Source organism: Neisseria sicca (assembly GCF_017753665.1).
Classification (GTDB): domain Bacteria; phylum Pseudomonadota; class Gammaproteobacteria; order Burkholderiales; family Neisseriaceae; genus Neisseria; species Neisseria flava.
In genome coordinates, this window is sequence record NZ_CP072524.1 from 2,039,095 (window position 1) to 2,052,369 (window position 13,275).

Below are 13,275 nucleotides of genomic sequence, written 5' to 3' on the forward strand. Positions count from 1 at the left end.
AATAAATCAGGCGCAATCTTTTTCAGACGACCTGATTGAATCACAAAATTTGCGCATATTTTACGCGATGTCGGTGTTTTTTTCTATAAAGGCAAAAATGCCGCCCGAAACCCGAAAATCGGTTGCAGGCGGCATTTCGTTTAACTGAGGCTAATATCGGCAGTTAAATATTGGTTTCCAGATAAACGACTTGGGTTTGCAGATATTCTTCCAAACCGTGTTTGCCGTCCGCACCACCGATGCCGGATTTTTTCCAACCGGCGTGGAAGCCCTGCATGGCTTCGAAGTTTTCGCGGTTGATGTAGGTTTCGCCGAATTGCAGGCGGCGGGTGACGTAGAAGGCTTCGTTCAGATTGGTGGTGTAAACGGAGCTGGTCAGACCAAATTCGCAGTCGTTTGCCAAGGCGATGACTTGGTCGAGCGTGTCGAAAGTGGAAACAGGCAGGACGGGGCCGAAGGTTTCTTCCTTCATGATGTCCATGTTGTTGTCGGTGTCGGTCAGCAGGGTCGGCTCGAAGAAATAGCCGCGTCCTTCGGCGCGTTTGCCGCCGCAAACCAGCGTTGCACCTTGTTTGACGGCGCGTTCCACTTTTTCGGCAACGGCTTTGACGGCGCGCTCTTCAATCAGCGGGCCCATCTCCAGCGCACCTGCTTCGGCTTCGGCAGGATTGCCGTAGCGTACGCCTTTCATGGCAGCGGTCATTTTTTCAATGAACGCGTCTTTCAGGCTGCTGTGGACATAGACGCGCTCGGCGCAGTTGCAGATTTGACCGGTGTTGCCGACGCGCGAAGCCAAAATGGATTTCACCGCCAAGTCCAAATCCGCGTCTTTCAACACGATGGCAGGTGCTTTGCCGCCGAGTTCCAGCGAAACTTTGGTGATGTTGGCGGAAGCGGCTTCCATCACTTGGCGGCCTGCTTCGACGGAGCCGGTCAGGCTGACCATATCGACTTGCGGATGGGCGGACAAGGCATTGCCGATTTCCGCTCCGGGGCCGTTCACGACGTTGAACACGCCTGCGGGCAATCCGACCGCATCGACGATTTCAGCGAAGATGTGGCAGTTGATCGGGGTCACGCTGCTGGGTTTGACGACGATGGTGTTGCCCGTTACCAAGGCGGGACCCATTTTGCGGGCAATCAGGAAGAAGGGGAAGTTCCACGGCAGGATGCCTGCCACGACGCCCAGCGGACGTTTGAACAATAAGATGTTTTCACGCGGACGGTCGCTTTGGATGATTTCGCCTTCATAACGGCGCGCCCATTCGGCTTGGTAATCGAGATAGTCGGCGGTAAACATGACTTCCACGCGCGCCAAGTCTTTGGTTTTGCCGCCTTCGGCAACAATGGTGTCGGTCAGCTCGTCGGCGCGTTCGCGTATGCCTTGGGCGATTTTGCGCAAATACGCGCCGCGTTCGACCGCAGGCAGCCGCTCCCATGCCGGTTGCGCCGCACGCGCCGCTGCTACGGCACGGTCAACGTCCGCTTTGCCGCCTTTGGGTTCGCGGGCGATGGGTTCTTCAGTGGACGGGTTCAATACGTCGCGCCATTCGCCGTTGAAATCATTTTCAAAGCGTCCGTTGATGTACATTGCCAACTGTTTCATTTCAAGTTCTCCTGTTGTTGTAGTCGCGTGTAGTCAGTGTATGCTTAAATTGTCTGGCATACAAGTATATTTGTGGTAGAAGTAGATTATTACGGAGAACATGAAAAAAACCTGCTTTTTTTCAAAGCAGGTTTTAATGTTTGGTGGGTCGTGAGCGATTCGAACGCTCGACCAACGGATTAAAAGTCCGCTGCTCTACCGACTGAGCTAACGACCCGATAAGCTGTGAATTATATTGGCAGACATCCTGTGCGTCAATAATTTTATTGAAATTTTTTTCAATAAAAGTAAACAGCCTGTTATTTGCCGTTAAACTACCCTATTTTGCTGACCTGTTATGTTATGATGCCCACGCCTGCCTCAAACGAAGTAGGTGTTTTCTAGATTAAGAAAGGATAAAACATGAAAAAATTACTGATTGCTGCGATGATGATGGCCGGCTTGGCTGCATGCTCTCAAGAGGCCAAACAACAAACCCAAGAAGCTGCTTCCGCCGTAGCTTCCGATGTCAATGCAGCCGCTTCCGAGGCAAAAGATGCGGCTGATAAAGCAGTCTCCGACGTTAAAGATGCAGCTGCCGATGCCAAAGATGCTGCTGAAAAAGCTGTTTCCGATGTTAAAGATGCGGCTGCCGATGCTAAGGCAAGTGCAGATAAAGCTGTCTCCGACGCAAAGGAAACCGCAGATAAAGCCTTATCGAATGCAACCGAAGCCACAGGAAAGGCAGTTGAAGAAGCTGCCAAAGATGCAAAAAATGCTGCTAAAGATGCTTTGAACAAAGCCGCTGATGCAACTCAAGATGCTGCGGACAAAATGAAAGACGCTGCCAAGTAATTGTTTTAACAACGTATCAACAAGCCGTCGGAATTATTCCGTACGGCTTGTTTTGTTTACCTCGTTTTATTTTTCAGACGACCTCTTGTGTTAAGATGACGGCTTTACCGTGCAGGAAATCTGTTATGACCGATATTCTGAATAAAATCCTTGCAACCAAAGCCCTGGAAGTCGCCACACAAAAAGCTTCTGTCTCTTTGGATGAAATGAAAAAACAGGCAGATGCCGCCTTGCCCGTACGCGGTTTTTTTGACTCTATCCGTACCAAACACGAGCAAAACCGCCCTGCCGTCATTGCTGAAATTAAAAAAGCCAGCCCGAGCAAAGGGCTGATTAGACCCGATTTCCATCCTGTGCAGATTGCCCGCGCCTATGAAAATGCCGGAGCTGCGTGCTTGTCCGTCTTAACTGACGAACAATATTTCCAAGGCTCTCCCGAATATTTGAAAGCGGCACGCGCGGCAGTCGGGCTTCCCGTTTTACGAAAAGACTTCATCATTGATGAGTATCAGATTTATCAGGCGCGTGCCTGGGGTGCTGATGCCGTCTTACTGATTGCCGCCGCGCTTGAGCAAGAACAATTAGAACATTTTGAAGCAGTAGCCCATCAATTAGGCATGAACGTATTGTTGGAACTGCATGATACTTCCGAATTGGAAAAATGCCGAAATCTGACAACACCCCTATGGGGCGTAAACAACCGCAACCTGCGGACATTCGACGTATCTTTACAGCAGACTCTAGATTTACTGCCTGCACTGGCAGGTAAAACCGTCGTTACCGAAAGCGGCATCCGAAGCAAATCCGATGTCGATTTTATGCGCAGCCACGGCGTACATACCTTCCTTATCGGCGAAACTTTTATGCGCGCCGACGATATTGAAGCGGAAGTGAGGAAGCTGTTTTAAGGTTTCATATTGCGGAATCATGTAAAAGGTCGTCTGAAAACAGATTTTGGTTTTCAGACGACCTTTCTTTTCCTCAAGTCTAAAAGCGGGCAAAGTTCTGATTGTATAGTCAACTTTCTTAGTTTTTGACATGGCTGACAATAGGTGCAGCATCAAAAACAAAAGAAGTAAACTGAACTGACAAACTCAACAACATTTTGAAATAAAAAAGTTTCGTTGAGCCTTGAACCATCTACAATTACGAAAAAGCGCAATCAAATAATAAAAAACAGCGCGATTAACAGCAGTTGAATACATAATTTAAACAATGCAGTACGACTAACAAAGTAGATGGGTAAAGTGCCGAAAATAACCATCAGGAAGATAATCAGCCATGGTTGCCATCTGTTAAGATGGGTAGCTTCAGCAAAGCATGTATGAATATGAAATACCACAATGGCAACAACGAGTAATACAGGTGCAATTTCAGTTATAGTAATATCAGGCATAGTTCTATTGTCCCATTGATTAAGACCGTCTGAAATTTAAGTTTCAAACGGTCTTTTCTTATTCACCCAACAATCAGTCTTTCAACTTCGCTAACTGATTTTGCACTTTCGCCATTTTGTCTTCCAACTCCGCCAAATCGGCTTTGTCTTTTTCCACCAGATGCGCGGGGGCTTTTTCGGTGTAGCCGGGTTTGGAGAGTTTGGCGTTGAGTTTATCCAAGGCTTTTTGCAGCTTCTCGGCTTCTTTGCTCAAACGGGCGGTTTCGGCGGCTTTGTCGATTTCGATTTTCAGCATCAGGCGCGCGCCGTTGCAGACGGCGACGGGCGCGTCTTCGCTTTCGGGCAGCCTGTCCACTGTTTTGGCTTCGGTCAGGCGCGTGAGGGCGGGCAGGTATTTCAGCAGCGCTTCAGGCACACTGCCTTCCACAAACAGCGGCGCTTTCACGTTCGGGGCAATGCCCATTTCGCCACGCAGGTTGCGCACGGCGCCAATCAGGTCTTGCAGTTGCGCCATTTGGTCAAAAGCAGCCTGCACGATTTTTTCCGGGTCGGCTTTGGGATAGGCGGCCAGCATAATGCTGTCGGCGGTTTTGGCGTTGGCCAGCGGGGCGACGGCCTGCCACAGTTCTTCGGTGATGAACGGGATAATCGGGTGCAGCAGGCGCAATGCGGCTTCCAGCACGCGAACCAAGGTGCGGCGCGTGGTGCGCTGGGTGGTGGGGCAGCCGGTTTGGATTTGCACTTTGGCCAATTCGATATACCAGTCGCAATAGTCGTTCCACACGAATTCGTACAGCGTTTGCGCGGCCAAGTCGAAGCGGTAGGTTTCAAATGCTTCGGCAGCGGCGGCTTCGGTTTGTTGCAGGCGGCCGATAATCCATTGGTCGGCGAAGGTGTATGCCAGCGGCTGGGTTTCGTCTTGGCCGCAGTCTTGGTTTTCGGTGTTCATCAGCACAAAATTGGTGGCGTTCCAGATTTTGTTGCAGAAGTTGCGGTAGCCTTCGGCGCGTTTGAAGTCGAAGTTCACGCTGCGGCCGAGGCTGGCGTAGCTCGCCATGGTGAAGCGCAAGGCGTCCGCGCCCATGCTGGGGATGCCTTCCGGGAAGAGTTTTTTCGTGGCTTCTTCCACTTTCGGCGCGGTTTCGGGTTTGCGCAGGCCGGTCGTGCGTTTCACCAGCAGCTTGTCCAAGTCGATGCCGTCAATCAAATCGACGGGGTCGATGACGTTGCCTTCGGATTTGGACATTTTTTTGCCTTCGTGGTCGCGCACGATGCCGTGGATGTACACGTCTTTAAACGGTACTTTGCCGGTGAAGTGGGTGGTCATCATAATCATGCGCGCCACCCAGAAGAAGATGATTTCGTAGCCGGTGACCAAAACGTTGGACGGCAGGAAGGCTTTGAGTTCGTCGGTTTCAGACGGCCAGCCGAGCGTGGAGAACGGCACGAGCGCGGAGGAGAACCATGTGTCCAATACGTCTTCTTCGCGGGTCAAGCCTGTTTTGCCGGCTTGTTTTTCGGCTTCTTCCTGATTGCGGGCAACGTAAACATTGCCTGCTTCGTCGTACCACGCGGGGATTTGATGCCCCCACCACAGTTGGCGCGAGATACACCAGTCTTGGATGTTGTTCATCCATTGGTTGTAGGTGTTGACCCAGTTTTCAGGGATGAAGCGTACCGCGCCGCTGTCGACGGCTTTTTTAGCTTTATCGGCGAGGCTTAAACCTTTGAATTCGCTGTCAGGTTCGCCGCCGTTTGGGGTGGCGGACATGGCGACAAACCATTGGCTGGTCAGCATCGGTTCAATTACTGAGCCGGTGCGGTCGCCTTTCGGCGTCATCAGCGTGTGCGCTTTGATTTCGACCAGCAAGCCTTGTTCCTGCAAATCGGCGACCATTTGTTTACGCGCGGCAAATCGGTCCAAGCCTGCATATTTTTCAGGCAGGGCAAAGCCTTGTTGCGCTTCGCCTTTGAAGTTGAACACTTCGGCGTTTGCCAGCACTTTGGCTTCCAAATCGAACACGTTAATCAGGCGCGTGTCGTGGCGTTTGCCGACTTCGTAGTCGTTGAAGTCGTGCGCAGGCGTGATTTTTACGCAGCCGGTACCGAAGTCTTTTTCGACGTATTCGTCGGCAATCACGGGGATGGTGCGGCCGGTCAGCGGCAGAATTAATTCCTTGCCAATCAAATGGGTATAACGTTCGTCTTCAGGATTGACGGCAACGGCAACGTCGCCCAGCAGCGTTTCGGGACGGGTGGTCGCCACGATAACGGCTTCGGCGGGATTGTCCGCCAGCGGATAGCGGATGTGCCACATAGAGCCTTGTTCTTCCACGCTTTCCACTTCCAAATCCGATACCGCCGTACCCAAAACCGGATCCCAGTTTACCAAGCGTTTGCCGCGATAAATCAAGCCCTGTTCATACAGGCGTACGAACACTTCGGTCACGGTTTCGGCGCGCACGTCGTCCATCGTGAAATACTCGCGCGTCCAGTCGGCAGAGCAGCCCACGCGGCGCATTTGTTGGGTAATCGTGCCGCCGGAAACTTCTTTCCATTCCCACACTTTTTCCAAGAATTTTTCACGACCCAAGTCATGACGGGACACGTTTTGCGCGGCAAGCTGGCGCTCAACCACGATTTGCGTGGCGATGCCCGCGTGGTCGGTGCCCGGAATCCAGGCGGTGTTGCAGCCTTTCATGCGGTAGTAGCGGGTCAAACCGTCCATAATGGTTTGGTTGAAGGCATGACCCATGTGCAGCGTGCCGGTTACGTTGGGTGGCGGCAGCTGGATGGAAAAAGACGGTTTGGTCAAATCCATATCGGGCTGGAAATAACCTTGGGTTTCCCAGTTTTGATAGTGTTTGGATTCGATTTCGGCGGGATTATATTTGTCTAACATGGTAAAAAATGCTGTCTGTAAAAGGGTTTGCGGGCAAACGTCTGTTTAAAAAAATAATTGCGGATTATAGCGCAAAAAGGTCGTCTGAAACGGAATATCGTTTCAGACGACCTTTTTGAAACAAATCGAAACGGGCTTATTTGCCTTTGTCGGATTTGGCTTCTTTTTTCAGGGAAGCGTACAACTCAGGGTCGCGGTTTTTCAGCAGGGAGGCAATCGCCAAATCGTCGCGGTTTACTTTTGCCAAGTCAACGCGTTCGATGTGCACCAAGCGCAGCAGCTCGCGTACAGGTTTGGGCATATTGCGGCCGGATTCGTAACGTGAACCACCGGATTGGGTTACGCCGATACGGCTCCAAAAGTCCATTTGGTTCAAACCGAGTTTTTTGCGGATATCGCGGATGTTGTCAATTTTCTCAAACGACTTCATGAAAATTCCTTTTTCTTCTGTATTGTTTGTTGATAAGCAAGAATCTGCTTCTCAGCATCGGGATGCGGAAGCTTTCAACACAGACCAATCGTTACACGAATGACAATCGGCTGCGCGATAGAAAACTATCTATACTGAATGTTTAGACAGTATATTCGAAAGAAGTTTTGTCAGATTCTTGATAATTTGCAAAAATATTTCCAAGTCAAATAATTTCAACACATTTTCTTTATAAATCAGAAATATATATTTTAAGCATTAGTAATATTTTACAAAAATAAACAATCCAAACAGGAATATTGCACCCGTAATTATCAATTTATCATAATATTTTGCACAAAAAATACGCAATAGAACCATATTCCAATGCGTATTTTTAGCTATTCGGTCCCAAAACGCTGCCTAGCGTTTTCTCGGATAAAAGGTAATCGGCTGGACGATGGCGCGTGTCAGCTGTTTCGGCAAGGTCATCATTGCAATCATCCACACGCCCACCGTGTAACACAATATCCCGCCGTTACGCATCCCTCCCAATGCGGTACTGCCTAAAACTGCCTCCAACATCAAGCAAACGGCGGCAGCCGCACAAGCTGCCATGCCGGCGAGAAACAGCGCATGGCGGGTATACCTGCGCAACATTTTTTTCAAAGCCGCTTTGACCAAAACGGCAGCAATCAGGAGGTTGAAAAAGAAAAACATGCCTGCAACCAGCCATACCGCCGAATCGTTCCATCCTTTCGCCACGGACCATCTGCCATCCTGCCGGCTAAACAGCAATCCGCCGCCGCCCGCTATCATGACGAACACATCATGAATCAATAACGCCAGCGGCAATGCGGCAAAAATCAATGCCGTCAACAAAGGCCGATAAGGTTTTTCCTGTTCGAGATACATCATGCCGTTCCAAAATCGAAAACAACGGCAATTATAGAACAATCGCTTCAAAGCATCAGCCTGAAGCGGAATCAAAAATGAAACAACACCAAACTCAAGGCAATCACTGCCATGCCGGACGTCAAGCCGTAAACGGTTTCGTGTCCGTCGGAATAACGCTTGGCAGCGGGCAGCAATTCGTCCAACGCGAGAAACACCATCACACCCGCAATCACACCGAACACTGCGCCGAACACGAAAGGTGATAAAAACGGCTTGAGCATGGTGTAGCCCAAAACCGCGCCCAAAGGTTCCGCAAGTCCTGAAGCGAGGCAGGCGAGGACGGTTTTTTTGCGGTTGCGGGTGGCGAAATAGACGGGCGCGGCAATGGAAATACCTTCGGGAATATTGTGTATCGCAATCGCGAGCGCCAGCGGCATTCCGACGGCGGGATTTTCCAGCGTGGCGAAAAACGTTGCCAAACCTTCAGGAAAGTTGTGTGCGGTAATGGCAAACGCCGCCATCATGCCGACGCGGGCGATGTGGCGGCGTTTGTTTTCCTGAAAGGCGGGATCGTGCGGGTCGAGCGTTTCGTGCGGGTTCGGCACGATGCGGTCAATCAGTGCAATCGCCCCCATGCCCGCCAAAAAAGCCAGCGTCGCGGCGGCAAAGGCTTTGTCTTTGTCGTAAACCTCCACAAAGGCTTCGTTGGATTTGTTGAAAATCTCTGTCAGCGACACATACACCATCGCCCCGCCCGCAAACGCCAACCCGAACGACAATACGCGCGGGTTGGGTGTTTTGGAAAACATCACCAACCCGCTGCCCAATACGGTGAACAATCCGGCGGCGAGGGTGATGCCGAAGGCAGTGATGAGGTTGGGCAAAGCAATATCAAGCATGAAAATCGGTTCTTCAATGAATTCAATGCCATCAGGCTAACACACATTCCTACAAAAGAGAATAGTTATTATTTTCATAAATAAAGATTACGCTGGAAAATTATTGAGACTGTCATTCCTTACTCTCTTACACGAAGGCGGCTGTACAGGCATGTCAGCACAGGCTTTTCATTTCACTTTAACGTAACAAAAAGGTCGTCTGAAACCTGATTTCAAGTTTCAGACGACCTTTTCTGCTTTATCCCTGCAAGCGTTTTGTTCAACTCAAGAGCATTTCCTGCATCAGCTTCATGCCCCATTGCCAGCCGCCGAGTGCACCGTTGAGTGTGCCGGAATGTGGCGACAGGAGGAGGCGGGCGTTCCACAGGTTGGCCCGTTCTTCCGCCCAGTTGCGCGGCGTGCCGTTTTGTTCGGCGATTACAAGTGCGGTGCGGCAGGGGCAACGAACTCGCCGGAAGGTATGTATTTCATCGTCGGGGAAGGCTTCGGGGCGCGGCGAGACGAGGATGATGTTGACAATTTTTTTCTGCGTCAGGATGTCGGTTTGGTAGAGCCACGCCAAAAAAGCGGACACGCCTGCGCCGTGGGCGACGACGGCGATGTGTTCGCCGCTGATGCCTTCAAACGCCGTTTGAATATTTGCCTGCCATTGGGCGATGCTTTGATTGGCGGAAGCGGCGGTGGTTTGGACGACGGGATAGCTGACCGCCCAGCGGTCTATCCACATTTCCGCTTCGTCCGCGTCGCGTATCAAGAAAAGCGTCAGGTCTTCGAGTTCGAAAGTTCGCATTTCAGACGACCTATTTGAGCAAATCGTTGAGCGTAAAGGTAATCAAGAGCGCGGCAGGGACGCTTAAAACGGCACAGGTGGCGAGGCAGATCAGGATGTTGGCAATCAACCGCCAGCCTTTCCAGCCGAAACACTTGGCAGCAATCAGAAGACAGGGCAGCGAAAACAGCAGCCACACCAACGCCCAAAGCGGATTTGCGCGGGTCATTTCAACCCAGCCGGACATCCGCGCCAGCATGAATATCGTCCACACCAGCATAGGCAGTACAAACGCGGCGACCACCCATGCCGCGCCTATGCCGGTTTTACCGTTCACATTCCAATCGTATTTGCCGAAAACTTTATTGGGCAGCATAGTCGTACTCCACTACCAAAGGTGCATGGTCGGAAAATTTCTCGTCTTTATAAACATGCGCGGACACCGCTTTGGCGGCGAGTTCGGGCGTAACCATCTGATAGTCGATGCGCCACCCGACATCTTTCGCATACGCCTGTCCGCGGTTGCTCCACCAAGTGTAGCCCGGATTGTCAGGATAGAGCGTGCGCCACATATCCGTCCAGCCGAGCGTATGGATGACTTTGCCTATCCATTCGCGTTCTTCGGGCAGGAAGCCTGAGTTTTTCTGGTTGCCTTTCCAGTTTTTCAGGTCGATGTTTTGGTGGGCGATGTTCCAGTCTCCGCAAACGACAATGTCGCGCCCCTCCGCCTTCATGGCTTCAAGCATGGGATAGAAGGCGTCTAAAAAGCGGTATTTCAATTCCTGCCGCTCCGGCGCGCTGGTGCCGCTGGGCAGATAAAGCGAAATCACCGACAGCTTGCCGAAATCGCAGCGCACAAACCGCCCTTCCCTGTCGAATTCTTCAATGCCCATACCGATTTGCACATTGTCAGGCGCGCGTTTGCTGTACACCGCTACGCCGCTGTAACCGCGTTTTTCGGCGCAATGCCAATGGCCGTGCATCCCGTGCGGATTCTTCATTTCGTCGGACAAATCGGCTTCCTGCGCTTTGAGTTCCTGCACGCAGACAATGTCCGCGCCCGATGCGGCAATGTATTCGTAAAATCCTTTTTTGTAGGCGGAGCGGATGCCATTGACGTTGGCGGAGATGATTTTCAGCATAATTGTGTGCTTTGGAATATTAGTTTAGGGGAAAAAACGGATTGTAACCGATAGCGGCAAAGGTCGTCTGAAAAAACAGGTTTGGACAAATCCATCCTATTCCCGATACTCGAATACCGCACCTAAAAACTGGGCCAACGCCGAAACATGGGAACGCTGCGGATTCTTGACGGCGGTCAGCAGCCATACCCTGCCGTTTTGCTTCTCCAACTGAAGCAGGCGGGCTACGGCGCGCTGTTGCACCTCACCCTGCAATTCTTCGTGATAGCGCGTAACGAAGCCGTCGAAATTCTGCTCCGGGTTTTCATGATACCAACGGCGCAGGGCGGCACTGGGCGTAATGTCTTTGAGCCAGAGGGCGGAGGCGAACTTTTCCTTCGTAATCCCGCGCGGATAAAGGCGGTCGATAAAGACGGCAGTTTGCCCTTCTGCGGGGAGGTAACGATAAATGCGTTGTACGGTAAACATCGTTTTTCTGCTTGCTTATATTGTGAAATAAAGCCCTAGTTTTTTCAGACGACCTTACACCCTCAAGCGTCGTCTGAAACCCGTTTCCACCCCAACGCCAAATCGTACAAGGCTTTTTTGCTTTCTCCGGTAATTTTGGCGGCAAGTTCGGCAGCCTGTTTGGTAGGTAGTTCGGCGGTGAGGACTTTCATAACGTTTTGCGCGGCTTCGGGCAAGGTATCGTGTTTCTCACGAAGAGCAGGATGGAGGATGAGCACCATTTCGCCGCGCGCCTGATTGCCGTCGTTTTTCAGGGTCGTCTGAATTTCAGTAACCGTACCGCTAAGAAAGGTTTCGAAGGTTTTGGTGATTTCTCGGGCGAGAGTAAGACCGCGTTCGGGGAAGAGGGCTGCCATGTCGACAAGGGTAGCTTCGATGCGGTGCGGGGTTTCGAACATTACAACAGAAAAATCAGCCTGCGCCCATTTGGCAAGCAGCTTCTGCCGTTCGCCGGATTTGGGCGGCAGGAAACCGTTGAAGTAGAAATTAGGTTCGGTAACGCCTGCGACGCTCAACGCGCCCATCACCGCGCTCGCACCGACAACGGGGACAACTTTAAAACCAGCCTCACGCACGCGGCGGGCGAGTTTCGCACCGGGATCACAAACCGCAGGCGTACCTGCGTCGGAAACTTGTGCGACGGTAAGGTCGTCTGAAAGATGGTTGATGATTTTGTCCGCCATCTGCTGTTCGTTATGCTCGCGCACGCTGACGAGCTTGCCCTGTATGCCGTATGCGCTTAGAAGCTGTGCGGTAACGCGCGTATCTTCGGCGCAGATAATATCGGCTTTTTGCAGGACGGCGAGCGCGCGCAGGGTGATGTCCGCCAAATTGCCGATGGGCGTGGCGACAACGTATAATGTCCGTTTTTCAATACTGTCGGCGGCTTTTTGAAGGTGTTTTTGAAACATGGCTTTATCAGGTCGTCTGAAAACAATATAACGATATTATACGGGGTAAACCTCCATGCGTCTGAACCACAAACAAGGGGTGGCGGGCGAAGATGCCGCGCTGGCGTTTCTTCTTTCGCAAGGCTGCAAACTCATCGCGCGCAACTGGCACTGCGCTTACGGCGAAATCGATTTGATTGTCAAAAACGGTAACATGATTCTGTTTGTTGAAGTAAAATACCGCAAAAATCAGGGTTTCGGCGGTGCCGCATACAGTATTTCGCCGTCTAAGTTATTGAAACTGCAACGGTCTGCGGAGTATTATCTGCAACAAAACGGCATGACGCATACCGCGTGCCGTATCGATGCGGTACTCATAGAAGGAAACCGCCCGCCCGAATGGATAAAGAATATTACAGGTTGACGATATGACGACTTTACAAGAGCGCGTTGCCGCCCATTTCGCCGAAAGCATCCTTGCCAAGCAGGAAGCCGAAAAAGTGTTGGTCGAGCCGACCGCTCAAGCGGCGGAACTGATGCTGCAATGCCTGATGAACGACGGCAAAATCTTAGCCTGCGGTAACGGCGGTTCGGCTGCCGACGCGCAGCACTTCGCCGCCGAAATGACCGGACGCTTTGAAAAAGAGCGCATGGAACTTGCCGCCGTCGCGCTGACGACGGACACTTCCGCGCTGACCGCCATCGGCAACGACTACGGTTTTGACCATGTGTTCAGCAAGCAAGTGCGCGCGCTCGGACGCGCCGGCGACGTTTTGGTCGGCATCTCTACCTCCGGCAACTCCGCCAACGTTATCGAAGCCATCAAAGCGGCACACGAACGCGATATGCACGTCATCGCTATGACCGGTCGCGACGGCGGTAAAATCGCCGCCATGCTCAAAGACACCGACGTACTGCTCAACGTCCCCTACCCGCGCACTGCCCGCATTCAGGAAAACCATATCCTGCTGATACACGCCATGTGCGACTGCATCGACTCCATGTTGCTTGAAGGAATGTAAGC

The 13,275-nt window shown here is 51.7% G+C and carries 14 protein-coding genes and 1 tRNA gene; 4 read left to right on the top strand and 11 right to left on the bottom strand.

Annotated features, from left to right (window positions below; all coding sequences use genetic code 11):
• Nucleotides 1–163 precede the first annotated feature (163 nt).
• Both aldA and J7445_RS09650 read right to left on the bottom strand, forming a co-directional pair.
• Nucleotides 164–1,606, bottom strand: a complete 1,443-nt coding sequence (gene aldA, locus J7445_RS09645; RefSeq protein ID WP_070654407.1) for an aldehyde dehydrogenase — start codon at nucleotides 1,604–1,606, stop codon at nucleotides 164–166.
• A 141-nt stretch (nucleotides 1,607–1,747) separates the two neighbouring features.
• Nucleotides 1,748–1,823: transfer RNA gene (locus J7445_RS09650), tRNA-Lys, on the bottom strand.
• 185 nt (nucleotides 1,824–2,008) lie between these two features.
• Between J7445_RS09650 and J7445_RS09655 the strand changes: the two genes are divergently transcribed.
• Together J7445_RS09655 and trpC are read left to right on the top strand one after the other, a co-directional pair.
• Nucleotides 2,009–2,440, top strand: a complete 432-nt coding sequence (locus J7445_RS09655) for an Ag473 family lipoprotein (RefSeq protein ID WP_019271607.1) — start codon at nucleotides 2,009–2,011, stop codon at nucleotides 2,438–2,440.
• Nucleotides 2,441–2,565: 125 nt separating this feature from the next.
• The gene (gene trpC, locus J7445_RS09660; protein WP_070654406.1) at nucleotides 2,566–3,348 is read left to right on the top strand and encodes an indole-3-glycerol phosphate synthase TrpC; all 783 of its coding nucleotides are present in this window, start codon (nucleotides 2,566–2,568) and stop codon (nucleotides 3,346–3,348) included.
• Nucleotides 3,349–3,909: 561 nt separating this feature from the next.
• Here the strand turns inward: trpC and J7445_RS09665 are convergent.
• The 9 genes from J7445_RS09665 to rsmI form a co-directional block, all read right to left on the bottom strand.
• On the bottom strand, nucleotides 3,910–6,738 hold the full coding sequence (locus J7445_RS09665) for a valine--tRNA ligase (protein WP_070654404.1): 2,829 nt from the start codon (nucleotides 6,736–6,738) through the stop codon (nucleotides 3,910–3,912).
• A 136-nt stretch (nucleotides 6,739–6,874) separates the two neighbouring features.
• Nucleotides 6,875–7,168, bottom strand: a complete 294-nt coding sequence (locus J7445_RS09670; protein WP_003744960.1) for a helix-turn-helix domain-containing protein — start codon at nucleotides 7,166–7,168, stop codon at nucleotides 6,875–6,877.
• Between the two features lie 402 nt (nucleotides 7,169–7,570).
• Nucleotides 7,571–8,065 (bottom strand): hypothetical protein, encoded by a 495-nt coding sequence (locus J7445_RS09675; RefSeq protein WP_244969478.1) that lies wholly within the window; start codon nucleotides 8,063–8,065, stop codon nucleotides 7,571–7,573.
• 68 nt (nucleotides 8,066–8,133) lie between these two features.
• The gene (gene zupT / locus J7445_RS09680; RefSeq protein ID WP_070612945.1) at nucleotides 8,134–8,943 is read right to left on the bottom strand and encodes a zinc transporter ZupT; all 810 of its coding nucleotides are present in this window, start codon (nucleotides 8,941–8,943) and stop codon (nucleotides 8,134–8,136) included.
• 259 nt (nucleotides 8,944–9,202) lie between these two features.
• Entirely contained in the window at nucleotides 9,203–9,733 is a 531-nt protein-coding gene (locus tag J7445_RS09685) for an alpha/beta hydrolase (RefSeq protein ID WP_070654402.1), read from the bottom strand.
• A gap of 10 nt (nucleotides 9,734–9,743) precedes the next feature.
• Entirely contained in the window at nucleotides 9,744–10,088 is a 345-nt protein-coding gene (locus J7445_RS09690) for a hypothetical protein (RefSeq protein WP_016686828.1), read from the bottom strand.
• The gene (locus J7445_RS09695; RefSeq protein WP_003758273.1) at nucleotides 10,075–10,854 is read right to left on the bottom strand and encodes an exodeoxyribonuclease III; all 780 of its coding nucleotides are present in this window, start codon (nucleotides 10,852–10,854) and stop codon (nucleotides 10,075–10,077) included. The genes J7445_RS09690 and J7445_RS09695 overlap by 14 nt, the downstream gene beginning before the upstream one ends.
• Before the next feature lie 96 nt (nucleotides 10,855–10,950).
• Nucleotides 10,951–11,322: a DUF488 domain-containing protein gene (locus J7445_RS09700; RefSeq protein ID WP_070612951.1), complete on the bottom strand. Its 372-nt coding sequence runs from the start codon at nucleotides 11,320–11,322 to the stop codon at nucleotides 10,951–10,953.
• A gap of 62 nt (nucleotides 11,323–11,384) precedes the next feature.
• Entirely contained in the window at nucleotides 11,385–12,272 is an 888-nt protein-coding gene (gene rsmI, locus J7445_RS09705; protein ID WP_019270775.1) for a 16S rRNA (cytidine(1402)-2'-O)-methyltransferase, read from the bottom strand.
• 55 nt (nucleotides 12,273–12,327) lie between these two features.
• On the opposite strand from rsmI, the gene J7445_RS09710 reads away from it, so the two are divergent.
• Nucleotides 12,328–12,675, top strand: a complete 348-nt coding sequence (locus J7445_RS09710; protein ID WP_019270776.1) for a YraN family protein — start codon at nucleotides 12,328–12,330, stop codon at nucleotides 12,673–12,675.
• Nucleotides 12,676–12,679: 4 nt separating this feature from the next.
• On the top strand, nucleotides 12,680–13,273 hold the full coding sequence (locus J7445_RS09715) for a phosphoheptose isomerase (RefSeq protein ID WP_019270777.1): 594 nt from the start codon (nucleotides 12,680–12,682) through the stop codon (nucleotides 13,271–13,273).
• Nucleotides 13,274–13,275 lie beyond the last annotated feature (2 nt).